The organism is Micropepsis pineolensis, from assembly GCF_055392125.1.
This window is the reverse complement of the sequence record NZ_AP042408.1, coordinates 614,542-630,453: the sequence shown is the minus strand read 5'-3', so window position 1 is coordinate 630,453 and position 15,912 is coordinate 614,542. Positions and strand designations below refer to the sequence as shown.

Here is a 15,912-nt window from a genome sequence, read left to right as displayed (position 1 = left end):
AGCTGTCCATTACCGGCCTAAGAGTTTTTCGAACAAATTTTGCAGCTTATCTTTTTGATCGGTCTGTTTTTCCGGCTTGGGGGATTTTTGTCCCCCGGCCGACGCACTCACCACGGTCTGCGCATCACCGGCATCCGCACCCGTATTTTCGTCGGTGCCGTCCTGCACATCTTGTCCCGGCAGCGGCCGGGCTGGCAAGCCGGATTCGGCCCCTTCCATGAAACCATGGAAAATCCTCGCTGGAACCGTGCCGCCGGTTGTTCGTTTCATCGGCGCGTTATTATCGTTACCGACCCACACGCCACAGACCAGATCGGCGGTGAAGCCGACGAACCAGGCATCGTGAAAATCCTGCGAGGTGCCGGTTTTACCGGCCACCGGGCGGCCCATCTGCGCCGCCTTGCCGGTACCGCCGTTCACCACAGCGGTCATCAGGGTCGTCATCTGGCGCAAATTGGTCGGTCCGACGACGCGCTGCGCTTCAGGCGTCTGCCGCTGCCAGACCAGCTTGCCCGCCGCCGTGCGTATCCGCAAAATAGCATAAGGCGGGGCCACTGTGCCGCCATTGGCAAAGGGGGCATAGGCCGAAGTCAGCTCGAGCGGCGTCACCACCGAGGTGCCCAGCGCGATCGAGGTAAAGGCATGCAGTGTCGATTTGATACCGAGCCGCCGAGCGGTGCGCGCCACAGCGTTGGGTCCGACCTCGGCCACCAGTTGCGCCGCCACCGCGTTGGAGGACGAAGCAAAGGCTTCGGTCAGGGTAATGTCACCCTGATAGCTTTCGCCTTCGTAATTGCGCGGCTTCCAGCCATGGATATCGACCGGCCCGTCATTCATGACATCGTCGGGGCTATGCCCGGCCTCAAACGCCGTCAGATAGACAAAGGGTTTGAACGACGAACCGGGTTGCCGCTTGGCATCCGTGGCGCGGTTATACGGGCTTTGATCGTAATCCCGCCCGCCGACCATGGCGCGCACCGCACCATCAGGGGTCATCGCCACCAGCGCGGCCTGACCGGCATTCATCGTCGTGCCATCGGTAGCGAGTTCGGCCCCCACCGCCCGTTCGGCATAGGTCTGCATGTCGAGATCAAAACTGGTCTCAACAATCAGCGGCACCTTAATTTCCCCGGCATGGCCGGCCAACTGCGACATAACCCAGTCAGCGAAATATTCCGAGCCCGGCGGGGCCGCACCATTGACCACCCGGGTGCGGGTGCTGAGTGCTTCCTGCAACATGGCCTGATCGATATAGCCATCGCGGGCCATCGCCTGCAGCACCAGCGCAGCGCGGTTATGACAGGCATCGGGATCGGCCAGCGGATTATAGCGGCTCGGTGCCTTGACAATCCCAGCCAGCATAGAGGCTTCGACCACGGTCAGCTGCGAGGCATGTTTACCGAAGAAGCGTTGCGCCGCCGCCTCGATCCCGGTGACACCAGCGCCGAAACTGACCCGGTTGAGATAGAGGGTGAGGATCTGATCCTTGTTGTAATGCGACTCGAGATAGAGGGCGAGCATCGCCTCTTCCATTTTGCGCTCGAACGTCCGCTTGGGCTGCAGGAACAGGTTCTTGGCCAATTGCTGGGTCAGGGTCGAACCGCCCTGCACAACTACATGGTGAAGATAATTTTGATACGCCGCGCGGGAAAGCCCAATCGGGTCTATGCCAAAATGATGGCGGAAACGGCGGTCTTCAATGGCGATGAAGGCATCGGGCACATAGCTGGGCAATTGCGTGACATCGACCAGCGCCCCATTGGTCAGGCCGCGCACCGCCACCAGACGACCCTTGTCGTCCAGAATGGTAACCGACCGCGACGGGCCCACCGCCATCAGGGAATCAACGGCAGGCAGATCCGCCGTCAGATGTAGGAAATACGCCCCACCGACCACCGCAACCCAGGCGCAGAGCAGAAACAGCAATAACAGACAGCCGCCCCGACGCCGCGGCGGGGGCGGCGGGGATGGTGGGTAGGTATAAGCCGGATATTGATCCGTGGGCGGCATTTCTTCAGCCATGAGGCAACCTACTGTTCCCGCAGTGCAAGGAAAACCGGTTTTTCCACCACACTCTGCCGCAGGGAAGAACACATCGCAAAACCCGGCTTAAAACTGTTTGAGCAAGCGTTCAATATAGTCGCGTTCTTCCTGTGGCCGCCCCATTTCCCCCGCCTTCTGACGCAGTTCGATCAGAATATCGCGGGCTCGTTGCAAGACCTGTTCATTGGGAATCGGCATATCACGTTTGGAACTGCCCTCGCGGCCAAAGGGATCGGCATCATCCTTTTCCCCTTTGCCACCGGTGCGTCCCGCAGCCGGAACCAGCGTGCTGGCACCTTTGCGTAGCGCGTCGAGGACATATTTCTGGATCGTACCGGCGCGCGGCAGATCGCCCATGGCAATGGCGGCACGGGACTGATCCATCAGCCCGGCGGCCTTCTGCAAATCGGCAGATGGCTGTTTCTGGCCTTTCAGCATACCGTCGAGCAGGCTTTTAAGTGCCGCCTGCTCCCGCGCCAGTGCCGCCTTGTCGCCTTGGCCAGCCTGCCAGCTGCGGAAAGTCTTATCCATCAAGGCGCGCTGGCGGTCGGCCAGATCGCTCATCGCCTTAAAGGCGGGATTTTCCGCCCCCCCGCTACTGCCCGGACCGGGTGGGGCTAGCCGGACATTTTCGAGCAGATTCTGCAGCATTGACAACAGCCGCGCAGCCTTGGCGCGATCCCCGCTCTGGCTCAGGGTTTGAACCGCCGCCAACAGATCATTGAGATCATTGGGACCCAGTGTTTTCGTGCCCGGATCGGCGCTACGCTGCGCCGCACCGTTCTGGCCCATTGCCTGCAAATACTGCTGCATCGCCCGGGCATAACGCTGCAACTGGGCATCGATCTGGTCCTGCGACGCGCCCTGGGTCAGAAGCCGCGACAGTTCCTGTTGCTGGCGGGCCAGATCCTGCGCCAGCGGCAGCGCCCCGCCCTGCTCCAGCGCCACGGCGAGCTGCCATAGCAAATTCTGCACCCGGGTCAGATCATCGGCATTACGCGCCAGTTTCAGCGCCCAATAGGCATGGCGCTGGCCAAGATAGGGACCGAGTTCACCGACATAGAAATTCTCCGGGGCCACACTCAACGCATCCAGCGTTTTGAGCACATAACCACGGGCATCCCAGCCCTGCTGGGCCAGACGACGGCGCAGCTCAATCAGAGCACGGGCCAGAGGATCGGTGAAATTGAGTTGCGGCAGGATCATACGCAGTTTGGTGCTGCGACCGACCTGACCGGCGGCATCCGTCACCTCGATCACGATATCAACCGGCAACCCGGCATAAGGGTGGCTGGTCAGATCGCGATATACGGTCTGGTCAAGCTGACGGCCCGGCGGCACCGCCAGATCAACCACCAGCGGCTGACCATGGCCATCGGCAGGGGTAATCACCGCCCGGGCCGACACCACGCCATAATCATCATCCGCTTTGAAAGACAGCTTCAGGGCCGAGCGCGCATTGGCCGAGGGCGGTGCACTGAACGACACCGTCGGCGGCTTGTCGGTGATAATGCTGATGTTCCAGCGCCCGATGGTGCGGCCCACCGCGCGCAACCGTGCCACCACATCGCGCGTCAGTGTCGTGGCCACGGCATATTCGCCATTTCTGCCCGCAAGCCGCGCACTGCCCACCGGCCAATAGGGAAAATGCAGACTTTTAAGCGACAGAAACGGCGCGCGGTCAGCGCCATGGACCCGGACATTGAGCACCGAGCCCACCGGAACCGAAACCGGTACACGGTCCTTGCCGAGATAGACCGGTGCCACCCCGGTATAGGCGGGAGGATCGATCCAGGCGTCAAAGCTGGGCGGGGCCCCCGACGGGCCAAAGGCATCGGCCAGCCGCCCCGACCAGTTGCCCCAGGCAAGAAAGAAGCCGACCAGCATCAGGCCGAGCACCACAAAACGCAGCCGTCTGGGGTCGCGGGCATTAAGACCACCCCGGGGCCAGAACAGAGAAAGCCGACCCAGATGGGCCAGGCGCGACAGGCGGTCGGCGGCCCACAACGCCTCGGCCAGCGCATCGCCCGCCCCCGCGCTCAAACGGTCATCAGCTTCCGAAATCGGCCGGTGTTTCAGGGCGCTGGCGGCTTCCAGCCGCCGGGCGGCTTCGTGCCAGTCCGGCCAGGTGAAATCCGCCAGCGACGAGGACAGCATCAGGCCCAGCGCGGTAACAAAACCGGCCAGGATCAGTGCATGCAGTGGCCAGGGCAAATGGGGCAAAACGCCGAACCAGGCCAACGCGATAAACAGCCCGACCAGCCCGCTGGCCGGCCACAGCAATGGCCAGCCGCGCTCGAACGCCAGAATGAGGCGGGCGGCCCGGACAAACCGGGCAACAGTCTGCGCGCCGGGCGGTTCAGAGCCAGGCGGGGATACGGTCGAGTGCGAGTTGCGCGTCATCGTCCAGTTTCGGCCGGATCACGGCCCAATCACTGCCGCGGACCAGCACCTCAGGTGCAGGTGCACGACCATTGTAGGCCGACGACATCGTCGCGCCATAGGCCCCGGCGGATAAAATGGCAATGGCTTCGCCTGCCGCCAGTGGTGGCAGCGGTCGGCCAACCGCGAAACGATCGCCTGTTTCGCAAATCGGCCCGACGACATCATATTCGGTCAGTGCGATACCGGGGGCTGGCTCGGCCAGCGGCACAATCTCATGATACGCATCATACATCGCCGGGCGGATCAGATCGTTCATGCCCGCATCAATGATCAGGAATGTGCGGCTTTCGCCCTGTTTCACATAAATGACGCGGCTGACCAGAATGCCGGCATTAGCGGCGATCATCCGCCCCGGCTCCAAAATCAGCTGCACGCCGAGGCCTGCGGTGGCTTTGGCCGCCAGCGCACCATAGGCCGCCGGGTCAGGTGGCGGCACATTATCTTTTCGGTAGGGCACACCCAAACCGCCACCCAGATCAAGGCGGTGGATTTTATGCCCCTCGGCGCGCAAGGCCCCCAAAAGCTCGGCCACCTTGGCAAAGGCCTGTGCGAACGGTTCCAGATCGGATATTTGGCTGCCGATATGCACATCAATGCCGGTAATTTCGATCCCCGGCAGCGACGCGGCCAGACGATAAGCTTCAGCCGCATGGCTCCACGGAATACCAAATTTGGTTTCCGACAGACCGGTGGAAATCTTGGCATGGGTATGGGCGTCGACATCCGGATTGACGCGGATGGCAACCGGCGCCCTTTTACCCATCGAGACGGCAACCGCATTCAGCGCCACCAGCTCGGGTTCACTTTCGACATTGAACTGATAGATACCCGCGGCCAGTGCGGCCTGCATCTCGTGCGCCATCTTGCCGACGCCGGAATAGACGATTTTTTCCGGCGGAATTCCGGCCGCCAGGGCACGCTTTAATTCACCACCCGAAACGACATCCGCCCCGACGCCCACCGCGGCCAGGGTTTTAAGCACTGCCAGATTGCCATTGGCTTTGACCGAAAAAGCGATCAGCGCATCCTTAGGCAAAGACTGAGCAAAGACCCGGGCGTGACGCTCCAGCGTGGCCGAGGAATAGCAGTAGAAGGGCGTTCCCACCGTGTTGATAATATCGGTAAGAGCGACATCTTCGGCATGCAGCACGCCGTTTATGTAAGTGAAGTGGTTCATTGTCCGATGGGATTTGGCGGTTTGGACGGATCGGCCTGCCCCGGCGGGGGCTTGTGGCCGCTGGGGGTGTTCAAATCATTCTTCACGCCACAAGCGGTCGCCAGCAGAACCAGCGTCAGAACCGATAGGGCCTTGGTCACATTCAGCTTCATGCCAGCTTCTCCCGCCAGAAGGCGATCTGTTCGCGCACCCGCGCCGGTGCGGTGCCACCCAGGCTCATCCGCGCCGCAACCGAGGCTTCCAGCGTCAACACCGCATAAACCGCATCGGTCAGCGCCGGTTCGACCTTTTGCATTTCGGCAAGCGGCAGCATCTCGAGATCAACACCCAGATCCTCGGCCCGTTTGACGATGGTGCCGGTGATGTGGTGGGCCTCGCGGAAGGGTTTGCCCAGCTTCTGCACCAGATAGTCGGCGAGATCCGTGGCGGTGGGATAACCCTTGGTTGCCGCCGCCCGCATGGCGTCCTTGTTGGTTTTCATATCGGCAAACATGCCAGCCATCACGGCCAGTGACAGCTCGATCGTGTCGGCGGCATCGAAGACCCGTTCCTTATCTTCCTGCAGATCGCTGCCATAGGCCAGCACCAGACCTTTGACCACGGTGGCCAACGCGACGAAATCACCGATCACCCGGCCCGATTTGCCCCGCACAAGTTCGGCGGCATCTGGATTGCGCTTCTGTGGCATGATCGAGGAGCCGGTGGTGAAGGAATCCGACAACCGGACGAAACCAAAGCCCGGCGAGCACCACTGGACAATTTCCGCCGCCAGCTTTGACAGATGGGTAGCGGCAATCGCTGCCGCGGCCAGATATTCGAGGGCAAAATCCCGCGCAGAAACCCCGTCGAGCGAATTGCGCATCGGCCGGATAAAACCAAGCTGACGTGCGGTGAATTCGCGGTCGATAGGAAAATCGGTCCCCGCCAGCGCGGCCGAGCCCAGCGGACATTCATTCAGACGTCTGGCCGCATCCTCGAACCGGCCACGATCCCGCCCGAACATCTCGACATAGGCCATAAGATGGTGGGCAAAGCTGATTGGCTGGGCGCTTTGCATGTGGGTGAAGCCGGGCAGAATGGTGTCGATATTGTTCCGTGCCTGCTCGTAAAGCGCCCGCTGCAGGCTTTTCAGGCCGGCGTCAGCCCGGCTGCAGGCTTCGCGCACCCAGAGGCGGAAATCGGTCGCCACCTGATCATTACGCGAGCGGGCAGTGTGCAAACGCCCTGCCGCCTCGCCGATCTTTTCGGCCAGCCGCGCTTCGATGTTAAGGTGGATATCCTCCAGCTCGCGCTTAAAGACAAAGGTTCCGGCCTTGATCTCTTTTTCGATTTCGTCGAGCCCGCCCAGAATGGTCAGACCATCGGCCCGCGAGATAATGCCTTCCTGCGCCAGCATTTTGGCGTGCGCACGCGAGCCAGCAATATCCTGCATCGCCAAACGGTGGTCAAAACCGATCGACGGCGTAAACGCCTGCATAATTTCGGCCGGTCCCTGTTCGAACCGCCCACCCCACATTTGATTTGCCGCCATGGTCTGCCCGTGCTGCCTCTACGCTACCGGACGCCATCTATAGAAGATGGCAGCGGTTTCGTCCAACCCCTGCCGAAAGGGAGGCCGTCACACCGCCACCAACACTTTAGCGGGTGGGAACCGGGTGATCGCCACGATAATCATAGAAGCCGCGACCGGTTTTCTGGCCAAGCCAGCCCGCCTCGACATATTTGACCAGCAGCGGACAGGGCCGGTATTTCGAATCAGCCAGGCCCTCGTACAGCACCTGCATCACCGCCAGGCAGACATCCAGCCCGATGAAATCAGCCAGCTGCAGCGGCCCCATCGGATGGTTGGCCCCCAGACGCATGGCGGTATCGATCGCCTCGACCGTGCCGACGCCTTCATACAAGGTGTAAACCGCCTCGTTAATCATCGGCATCAGAATGCGATCAACGATAAAGGCCGGGAAATCTTCGGCGTGAACCGGGGTCTTGCCCAACTGGCGGACGATTTCGAGTGCCTTCTGGAAAGTATCGTCGTTGGTAGCAATACCGCGGATCACTTCGACCAACTGCATCATCGGCGCCGGCTTCATGAAGTGCAGACCGATAAAGCGTTCCGGCCGGTCGGTGATCGACGCCAGCCGGGTAATCGAAATCGACGAGGTATTTGTGGCGATAATGGTTTCGGGCGGCAGCAGCGGACAAAGCTCCTGCAAAATCTTGCGCTTGATCGCTTCGTCTTCAGTCGCAGTTTCGATTACCGCACCGCAGGACCGCAACCCCTCCAGTGTCGGCGAGATTTCGATGCGCGCCATCGCCGGTTCGACATCATCCATCGCGATACCACCACGCGATGCCATGCGCTTCATGTTACCGCGAATGGTGGCGATCACGCTGTTCAGCCGACCAGCATCGATATCCTGCACCACGACATGATAACCAGCAAACGCCAGTACATGCGCAATACCAGACCCCATTTGGCCCGCGCCGATTACTCCGACACGCTCGATCGTCATAGACTTTTGTCCCATTCACGGTTTGATGACAGCGCTGACATGGTAGCACTCTCCTCAATGCGTATCACCCCCCACGCATTAAGGGTCTATTCTGCCTCAGATGCATGACAGCTGCAATCGGGTCTGAATGGCGGTATTAGCAGGCGCCGAATACTATTTCAGCGTGTGCATATAGGCGATGAGATCATCAATCTGTTTCGGATTGGACAGCCCGGCAAACGCCATCCGGGTCCCCGGCAGGGTCTGATTGGGCTGCTGAAGCCAGCGGCGCAGGATGTCATCATTCCACACGATGTTGGACGTCTTGACCGGCCGCGAATAGGCATAGCCCGGCATGGAACCCGCTTTTTTGCCCATAATACCGAACAGCCCCGGGCCCAGCCGGTTGGGGCCGCCCTTTTCCACCGAATGGCAAGTCTGGCAACGGCTCATATACACCTTACGGCCCGCAGCGGGATCACCCGCCGAAGCCGCAACAGAAATCGCCAGAAGGCTTGCCAATACAAAGAGCGTTTTTTTCATCAATCGGTAATCCGGTACGTGCCGGGCGCGCAGCCGCCCCCGGCGTAAACGATAATGCTTCGCAAGCTTCATATCCGCCCGCGGGGCGCCTGCATATCACCGATCTGGCAACCCGTTCCAGAGCATATCAGCGCAGTAAACCCAAGGAGAAAGGTTACCGATTCGCAACCTTGAGGATGCGTTACCATCATCTTTCGCCTTTTGCGGGGCGGTATTGCTGGCGCAGCTATTCCTCGCGATGGTCAGGCAGCAGCACCTCGCGCACGCCCTTGTGATTGGGTCGCGAGACGATGTTTTCTTCTTCCATACGCTCGATCAGACGCGCGGCGCGATTATAGCCAATCTGCAAACGGCGCTGGATATAGCTGGTCGAGGCCTTACGCTCGCGCGCCACAATGTCGAGGGCTTTATCATAAAGCTCATCACCCGAAGTACCGTTGCCTGAACCGAACTCGGAAGCGCCACCATCGCCCTCCTCGGGCTCCTCGGTCACGGCGTCGAGATATTCGGGATGGCCTTGCGCTTTGAGGAAATTGACCACTTCCTCGACCTCGCGGTCAGAAACAAACGGACCATGCACGCGCTTAATCCGCCCGCCCGCCATCATATAGAGCATGTCGCCCATGCCCAGAAGCTGTTCGGCGCCCTGCTCGCCCAGAATGGTGCGGCTGTCGATTTTCGAGGTAACCTGAAACGAAATACGGGTCGGGAAGTTAGCCTTAATCGTGCCGGTGATAACATCGACCGATGGCCGCTGGGTAGCGGTGATCAGATGCAGGCCTGCCGCGCGCGCCATCTGGGCCAGACGCTGGACGGCACCCTCAATCTCCTTGCCGGAGACCATCATCAGATCGGCCATTTCATCAACCACGACGACGATATAGGGCATCGGCTCAAGCTCGAGCACCTCGTCCTCGTAGATCGGCTTGCCGGTTTCGCGGTCAAAGCCGGTCTGCACCCGCCGTTTCAGGGTTTCGCCCTTATTCCTGGCCTTCACCACCCGCTCATTGAACGCCTCGACCCCACGCACGCCCAGCTTGGACATTTTGCGGTAGCGCTCTTCCATCTCACGCACCGCCCATTTCAGCGCGACAATCGCCTTTTTCGGATCAGTCACCACCGGGGTGAGCAGATGGGGAATGCCGTCATAGACCGACAATTCCAGCATTTTAGGATCGATCATGATCAGCCGACACTGCTGCGGCGTCAGTCGGTAGAGCAGCGACAGGATCATGGTGTTGATCGCCACCGATTTGCCCGACCCCGTGGTACCGGCAATCAGCAAATGGGGCATCTTGGCGAGATCGGTCACCACCGGCTCGCCACCGATGGTCTTGCCCAGTGCCAGATTGAGCGGTGCCCGGGCATTTTCAAATGCCTCGGTCGCAAACAATTCGCGCAAATACACGGTTTCTCGACGATGGTTGGGGAGTTCAACACCCAGCACATTGCGCCCCGGAATAACCGCCACACGGGCCGCCACCGCGCTCATCGAGCGGGCAATATCGTCGGACAGCGCGATAACCCGGGAGGATTTCACCCCCGCCGCCGGTTCGAATTCATACAGCGTCACCACCGGGCCGGCGCGCACTTCGCGGATGCGGCCCTTAACCCCGAAATCAGCCAGCACCATTTCGAGCGCCTTAGCATTTTCGGCGAGTAATTCTTCTGACTCGGCATCGCCGCCGCGGGCCGGTGGCGCATCAGTCAGCAGCTCGAGCGGCGGAAACTGATAGGAGCCATCCTGCAAATTGAGCACCGGTTGCCGCGCCCTCTTGGGCGGTGCCACCGGCTTGATCGCGGTGACCAGCGGACGTGGCTCGCCATCGGGGGCCTGTGGGGACAGTGCGGGCTCGGGCAGGATTTCGGCCTCATCCTCGATAAAAGAATCCTGTGGCTCCATCTCCGGCTCGATGCGTTCTTCGGCCTCGGCCTCTTCAATCCAGTTGGTGGCCGAACGCCGCCATGGCATGCGCCAGCGCCCGGGGCGTAAATCCGCCGCCCAGCACGTCAGAAACAAACCGATCAGCCCGAACAGCGGCAGCAAAGCAAATCTCAGCCAGGGTTGCGCCGTGGCACGGCCCAGAATGTCCGCCTGAAACGCGGCGAAAATTCCGATGATACCGCCACAGCCCGCAGGCACCCAGCTTAAGGCCGGCAGCGCGCCCAGCCCCACGGCCAGCAGCACCGTACCCACCATCCAGGCGGCGAGCCGCCAGCTGGCATGGCGCAGCGAACGGCCCATCAGCGCCCGCCAGCCCCAGGCAAACAAGGGCAGCAGGAAGCCGTAAACGGCAAAACCAAAATATTGCAGAAAGATATCGGCCGCTGTGGCCCCGATCAGGCCAAACAGATTGGCCGCGGCGCCACCGGAGGCATTGTCGAGACTGGGATCGCCGGCATGATAACTTGCCACCGCGATGAAAATCACCCCGGCACAGATCAGCTGCAACGCCCCGGCACAGCGAATGACCGCCAGTGAGGCCCAGTGCCGAAGCGTGCGGCCGAAGCGGTCGAACGATTCGCGCACATCGCGCCAACCCGAACGCGGTTGATAAACGCCGCCTCTCATTCGCAATACGCCCCCTTTGATCTCGCAGATCCGGCATTGTGTGACCGCAAGCCATACCCGAAACACCGGCCAGACCAATTATGGGGGATAAAAATCATAGATGCCATATGGGACCTACCCAGCACGCACCACCTGGCAGACACGTTACCGACAAAGATCGTCCATAACGTGCATCAACTCAGCTTTTATAGTTGAAAAATATGTTTATTTACCATAGCGATAGTAGGCGCCTTGGCATAGTTGGCGCACAAGCTATGAACCGATACCGATGACCAAGCTTCCCCCGCCCAGAATTCGCGCCATTATCGAAAATCTTTATCGGGCTACAACCAAAAGCATTTTACGTGACGCGAATCCAAACGCTGGCGTATTGCCACGGCAAGGCCGATCGGGAATGACTCGCGTGCTGCCACCCTATCTCGGCGAAATGGGCTTAGGCATACGCCACAATCTGGCGCAGGTGGAACCTTGGTTGCGCAACGGTTGGGTTCAGCTCACTCGTCACCCGGCTTTTTATCCAACAGGATCAGGGCTGTACGAGGCAGAATATTTCACTAGCGTCGACACGATTTTAAAACGCTATCGTGTCATCGCCTCGCAAGGCGGCATGCATCTACCACCGCTAGAATATGGCCAGATACATCAGACGTATCAGGTTGACGGAATTGTCGGCAAAATTGAAGTGGGTCTCGACAACGTTCAAAAGATTTTCCTGCAGTCACAGGTCGAGATTGCGTTGCGCGCTTTATTTCTCGACTGGTTTCACTACGAAGATCGCCAGATTACGGATTTCGATCGCAGGATGCTGTCTTTTTCCCCCACCTCACTGGGCAATTGTGAATATCATTTGGCGATAGCGCTCAAACCAAGTTTTTTACCGCCGACTTTTGAAAATCCGCCAGAACCAATCCACTCCCATGTTGGGGTGCAGATCCGCAACGTCAGAAATACTGTCGAGCAGCCCCGCAACAGTAATACAGCCTGGATGCTGCAAACCGCCAAAGACATCGCCGACTATCTCGGTCTTGATATTATGGTCTATGGCCATCCCAATGGCTGCCATATTCCAACAGATGTCCGCACCAGCTGGGATGCCAACTATCAGGGAGACCATTTGGCACGCGAACTTGGCTATCTCAAATCGTGCCGGATCATGCTGGCGCCCGATAGCGGTTGGACCGACCTGATGGCATGGCTCGGGATTCCGACCCTACTGGAACAGATAAAAGTCCCCTTCATCTTTGAGCCGCTGCGGGACAATTTTGCACCCCGTATTGATCTTGTTGATCGTCACCGCCCCATTGCAGAACAGGTCAATGCCCTGTTGTCGGCGGAAGGCTGCGTTTTGCCCAATCCGATGCCAATCGACGAAGCCAGCAAGGCCGTATACCAAGGCATGTACGCCAGACATTATATCGATCCGGGCCTTTTCCCCTGGGAGCCCTAGATGACACAGATTGCGACGTATATTGTGCAGGCGGGCGGGCAAGGCTCCCGTATGGAGCACTACACCTGGAACAAACCCAAATGCCTGGTGCCGATCGACGGCGCACCGCTGATCTATCACCTTTTTTCGGCGGCGCCGGACGCCCAGTTCATCGTCATCGGCGATTATCTGTTTGATGTTCTGCAAGCCTATCTGGACACGTTTCCACCGCCGGTTCAGGTCAATCTGGTGCATACAGATGGCAGTGGTGGCACCTGCGCCGGAATTGGCCGGGCCCTGCAACAAATCGAGCATCCCGAAAAACCCGTGGGCCTTATCTGGTGCGATTTACTGTTCGACACCCCGCCCAAACCCGAGTGTACCACCAAGCCGGTCATTGGGCTTTCCACCAGCTTTCCCTGTCGCTGGTCGGTCGACGACAAACGCGGCATTGTTGAAGAAATGTCGTTTGATCATGGCATTGCCGGATATTTTGCCTTCCCCAATGCCAGCTTCCTGCGCCAGGTTCCGGCCGATGGCGAATTCGTCCGCTGGCTGAGCCAGACCTTCACCGCATACGACACGCTTGAACTGCCCCAGTGCCACGAAGTCGGCAACAGCGCCGAAGCGATGCGCCAGTGGCGCCAGCGTGGCTATGCCCGTTTCTTCAACGATGTCCGCCTGCACGACGACACGGTGGAAAAACGCGCTCGTCTGCCAGAGCGCGCCAACAAAATTGTCGAAGAAGCCGACTGGTACGAAGAAGCATCCCGGCTTGGTTTTCGCAACATCCCCAAACTGATCGCGCGCGAACCGCTGACGCTGTCCCGCATTCACGGCGTGCACCCCGACGAGATCAATCTTAAACCACGCCAGAAACACGAACTGATGGAACGGCTGTTCACCAGCCTTAAGTCGCTGCATGCCCTGGGCAGTATTCCGGCAAATGATGCCGATTGCTTCGAGACCTACATCAGCAAAACCATCCAGCGGGTGGAAAAGGTTCTGCCGCTTATTCCGGAGCGCAATACGCAGTTTTTCACCATCAACGGCAAGCGCTGCTACAACCCGTTCGGCCATGGCGGCGACCTGCAGGGCCTGATCGGGAAAATCAGCCATGCCGATTTCACCTTCCTGCATGGCGATCCGACCTTTGCCAACACCCTGGTCGACAAATCCAGTGAGATTTTCCTGATCGATCCGCGCGTCATGTTTGGCAAAACCAAATATTACGGTGATGCCGATTATGACTGGGCCAAACTCTATTATTCCGCTATCGGCAATTACGACGCCTTCAACCGCCGCCAGTTCCGCCTTGTCGTTTGGGAAAATACCGTCTCGCTCGACATCGAAAGCTTGGGCTTTGCCTTTACCAAGCCGCTGTTTCGCGAACATTTAGGCGAAGCGCGCTTCCGCAAGGTCGAGCTGCTGCACGCGCTGATCTGGCTGTCGCTGGCGGGCTGGGTCGATGACGATGTCGATTCGATCATCGCCGCCTTTTACAATGGCCTTTACTGGCTGGAAGAATGGGCATCGGCATGACGCTGACGCTGTCGCCTCTGCCCAAAAGCTGGATCTTCGATCTCGACGGCACGCTGGTCGTGCACAACGGCTATCTGAACGGCGGGGATATTCTGCTGCCCGGGGTGGCCGAACTGTTCGCCCGGATCGGACCACAAGATCAGATCGTGCTGTTATCGGCCCGGCCGGAAAGCGCGCGTGACGCGTCACTGGCCTTTCTGGCACAGGCGGGTTTACGCATTGACCATGCGCTTTTCGGCCTGCCCATTGGCGAGCGGCTCCTGTTCAACGACCGCAAGCCGGACGGGCTGACCACCGCCTATGCGGTTAATCAGACCCGTAACGGCCCGCTGGATTTTGATTTTTCCGTAGACGGCGAAGATTAAATCTTCACCTTGCCGATATAGGGCACGCCGCGGTCCGCCCCGGAATCGTCCATGCCATAACCGACGATGAATTCGTTCACCCCGGTAAAACCGGCGTAATCGGCTTTGACCAGCGCGTCGGGGCGCAGCTTGTCGACAATCACCACCGACTGAACATGGCTGGCACCATATTCAAAGGCCAGCTCGGCCGCCTTTTTCATGGTATCGCCACCATCGAGCACGCCGTCGATGAGCAGAACGTTCTTGCCCCGGAAGCTTTCCGACGGCGGCACCAGAACCTGCATCTGCTTGGAGGATTCATGGCCGACATAGCTGCGCAGCCAGAGGAATTCGGTCGAGAGCGAAACACCTTCGTTATACAGCGCGCGTAACAGATCCGCCGCGAAAATATAGGCGCCCACCAGAACGGGGGCAGCAACCTGTGGCGTAATCGGCGACGCGGCGATTTCTTTCGCCAGCTCCTTCACCCGAGTAGCGATCTGGGCTTCGGAAAAAAGAGTCTCATACTGCATGCGGTCTACTCACCGGCCTTAGCAAAACGGAGTTCGAGGTGCCGCGCGGCCGCCGGCGGACTCGACAATTTCGTGGCGAAACGGGTGGACTGGCCGGGCTTCAGAGTCAAGACCTGCAGTGAAAAGGTCCAGTGATAGACTTCGCGATAGGCCCCGTCGCTTAAGGATACACGGACAGAGGGAACCAGAACCTCGTGATCGCCGGGGTTGGTCAGCGTGCCGGATACTTCCAGCACCGCTTTACCCTCTTCGACAATCTGGCGGCTGTTCGTCGCGTCAAATTTGAGCGCCCCGGCGGCCGACTTCAAGCCCAGAGCCGAGTAGAGCGAAGCCGATTGCGGCCAGTTGGTCATGATATTCTGGCGATAAACATAGGCCGACCAACCCAGGCCCAGTACGGCGACAATCAGCACGCCCCAGCCAAACAGTATCAGCAGACGGGCGATCAGTGGCGCCCGCCCACTACCCTCGTCAGCGCTGCGATCCGTAGCAAAACGGCGGAACGAGGCTTCCTCGGACACCACCGGCTCTTCGGCCACGGCGGCGGGCGACTGCGACAGCTCGGCCTCGCGGGCGGCAGCATCCGCTTCAGGTTCAGCAAAGGCGGCGGCGTCTGCGTCCCCATCCGTCTGGGGTTCCTGCAGCAATGTCTCATCGTCCGGATCATCGAGCGGCGGATTCTGGTGCCAGCGATAGCCGCATTTGGCACAGCGTACCTGCCGCCCGTCCGGTGGAAATTTTGCTTTATCGACCTGATAACGGGTCGAGCAATTAGGACAGCTTAAGATCATGCTG

13 protein-coding genes are annotated in these 15,912 nt (G+C 59.6%); 3 read left to right on the top strand and 10 right to left on the bottom strand.

The genetic code is table 11. The features are described from left to right. Positions 1-9: 9 nt before the first annotated feature. From ACZ5RI_RS02925 to ACZ5RI_RS02890, 8 genes are all read right to left on the bottom strand, one after another. Entirely contained in the window at positions 10-2,022 is a 2,013-nt protein-coding gene (locus ACZ5RI_RS02925) for a transglycosylase domain-containing protein (protein WP_464514613.1), read from the bottom strand. A gap of 87 nt (positions 2,023-2,109) precedes the next feature. Beyond that, complete coding sequence (locus tag ACZ5RI_RS02920) at positions 2,110-4,446, bottom strand: DUF4175 domain-containing protein (protein WP_464514612.1); 2,337 nt, start codon at positions 4,444-4,446, stop codon at positions 2,110-2,112. After that, the gene (gene lysA, locus ACZ5RI_RS02915; RefSeq protein WP_464514611.1) at positions 4,403-5,665 is read right to left on the bottom strand and encodes a diaminopimelate decarboxylase; all 1,263 of its coding nucleotides are present in this window, start codon (positions 5,663-5,665) and stop codon (positions 4,403-4,405) included. The genes ACZ5RI_RS02920 and lysA overlap by 44 nt, the downstream gene beginning before the upstream one ends. Beyond that, positions 5,662-5,817: a hypothetical protein gene (locus ACZ5RI_RS02910; RefSeq protein ID WP_464514610.1), complete on the bottom strand. Its 156-nt coding sequence runs from the start codon at positions 5,815-5,817 to the stop codon at positions 5,662-5,664. Before ACZ5RI_RS02910 ends, lysA begins: the two co-directional genes overlap by 4 nt. After that, entirely contained in the window at positions 5,814-7,196 is a 1,383-nt protein-coding gene (gene argH, locus ACZ5RI_RS02905) for an argininosuccinate lyase (protein WP_464514609.1), read from the bottom strand. Before argH ends, ACZ5RI_RS02910 begins: the two co-directional genes overlap by 4 nt. A 106-nt stretch (positions 7,197-7,302) precedes the next feature. Beyond that, entirely contained in the window at positions 7,303-8,178 is an 876-nt protein-coding gene (locus ACZ5RI_RS02900; RefSeq protein ID WP_464514608.1) for a 3-hydroxybutyryl-CoA dehydrogenase, read from the bottom strand. A 153-nt stretch (positions 8,179-8,331) separates the two neighbouring features. Then, positions 8,332-8,700, bottom strand: coding sequence for a c-type cytochrome (locus tag ACZ5RI_RS02895; protein WP_464514607.1), 369 nt, complete (start codon positions 8,698-8,700; stop codon positions 8,332-8,334). A 226-nt stretch (positions 8,701-8,926) separates the two neighbouring features. Continuing rightward, entirely contained in the window at positions 8,927-11,272 is a 2,346-nt protein-coding gene (locus ACZ5RI_RS02890) for a DNA translocase FtsK (RefSeq protein ID WP_464514606.1), read from the bottom strand. A gap of 268 nt (positions 11,273-11,540) precedes the next feature. On the opposite strand from ACZ5RI_RS02890, the gene ACZ5RI_RS02885 reads away from it, so the two are divergent. The 3 genes from ACZ5RI_RS02885 to ACZ5RI_RS02875 are packed head-to-tail and all read left to right on the top strand — an operon-like array spanning position 11,541 to position 14,605. Further along, positions 11,541-12,719: a hypothetical protein gene (locus ACZ5RI_RS02885; protein ID WP_464514605.1), complete on the top strand. Its 1,179-nt coding sequence runs from the start codon at positions 11,541-11,543 to the stop codon at positions 12,717-12,719. Then, a complete protein-coding gene (locus ACZ5RI_RS02880; protein ID WP_464514604.1) occupies positions 12,720-14,240 on the top strand; it encodes a nucleotidyltransferase family protein in 1,521 nt (506 codons plus the stop codon). Continuing rightward, positions 14,237-14,605 carry an HAD family hydrolase gene (locus ACZ5RI_RS02875; RefSeq protein WP_464514603.1) on the top strand — a complete coding sequence of 123 codons (369 nt, stop codon included), beginning with the start codon at positions 14,237-14,239 and terminating at the stop codon, positions 14,603-14,605. The genes ACZ5RI_RS02880 and ACZ5RI_RS02875 overlap by 4 nt, the downstream gene beginning before the upstream one ends. Here ACZ5RI_RS02875 and ACZ5RI_RS02870 read toward each other — a convergent pair. Continuing rightward, entirely contained in the window at positions 14,602-15,117 is a 516-nt protein-coding gene (locus tag ACZ5RI_RS02870; protein ID WP_464514602.1) for a phosphoribosyltransferase, read from the bottom strand. The genes ACZ5RI_RS02875 and ACZ5RI_RS02870 overlap by 4 nt on opposite strands. Positions 15,118-15,122: 5 nt before the next feature. Continuing rightward, positions 15,123-15,908, bottom strand: coding sequence for a DUF3426 domain-containing protein (locus ACZ5RI_RS02865; RefSeq protein ID WP_464514601.1), 786 nt, complete (start codon positions 15,906-15,908; stop codon positions 15,123-15,125). Between the last annotated feature and the right edge of the window lie 4 nt (positions 15,909-15,912).

What these genes read in the sequence shown, in the direction of transcription:
- ACZ5RI_RS02925 (WP_464514613.1), bottom strand. Translation starts at nt 2,022, where the DNA reads ATGGCTGAAGAAATGCCGCCCACGGATCAATATCCGGCTTATACCTAC.
- ACZ5RI_RS02920 (WP_464514612.1), bottom strand. Translation starts at nt 4,446, where the DNA reads ATGACGCGCAACTCGCACTCGACCGTATCCCCGCCTGGCTCTGAACCG.
- lysA (WP_464514611.1), bottom strand. Translation starts at nt 5,665, where the DNA reads ATGAACCACTTCACTTACATAAACGGCGTGCTGCATGCCGAAGATGTC.
- ACZ5RI_RS02910 (WP_464514610.1), bottom strand. Translation starts at nt 5,817, where the DNA reads ATGAAGCTGAATGTGACCAAGGCCCTATCGGTTCTGACGCTGGTTCTG.
- argH (WP_464514609.1), bottom strand. Translation starts at nt 7,196, where the DNA reads ATGGCGGCAAATCAAATGTGGGGTGGGCGGTTCGAACAGGGACCGGCC.
- ACZ5RI_RS02900 (WP_464514608.1), bottom strand. Translation starts at nt 8,178, where the DNA reads ATGACGATCGAGCGTGTCGGAGTAATCGGCGCGGGCCAAATGGGGTCT.
- ACZ5RI_RS02895 (WP_464514607.1), bottom strand. Translation starts at nt 8,700, where the DNA reads ATGAAAAAAACGCTCTTTGTATTGGCAAGCCTTCTGGCGATTTCTGTT.
- ACZ5RI_RS02890 (WP_464514606.1), bottom strand. Translation starts at nt 11,272, where the DNA reads ATGAGAGGCGGCGTTTATCAACCGCGTTCGGGTTGGCGCGATGTGCGC.
- ACZ5RI_RS02885 (WP_464514605.1), top strand. Translation starts at nt 11,541, where the DNA reads ATGACCAAGCTTCCCCCGCCCAGAATTCGCGCCATTATCGAAAATCTT.
- ACZ5RI_RS02880 (WP_464514604.1), top strand. Translation starts at nt 12,720, where the DNA reads ATGACACAGATTGCGACGTATATTGTGCAGGCGGGCGGGCAAGGCTCC.
- ACZ5RI_RS02875 (WP_464514603.1), top strand. Translation starts at nt 14,237, where the DNA reads ATGACGCTGACGCTGTCGCCTCTGCCCAAAAGCTGGATCTTCGATCTC.
- ACZ5RI_RS02870 (WP_464514602.1), bottom strand. Translation starts at nt 15,117, where the DNA reads ATGCAGTATGAGACTCTTTTTTCCGAAGCCCAGATCGCTACTCGGGTG.
- ACZ5RI_RS02865 (WP_464514601.1), bottom strand. Translation starts at nt 15,908, where the DNA reads ATGATCTTAAGCTGTCCTAATTGCTCGACCCGTTATCAGGTCGATAAA.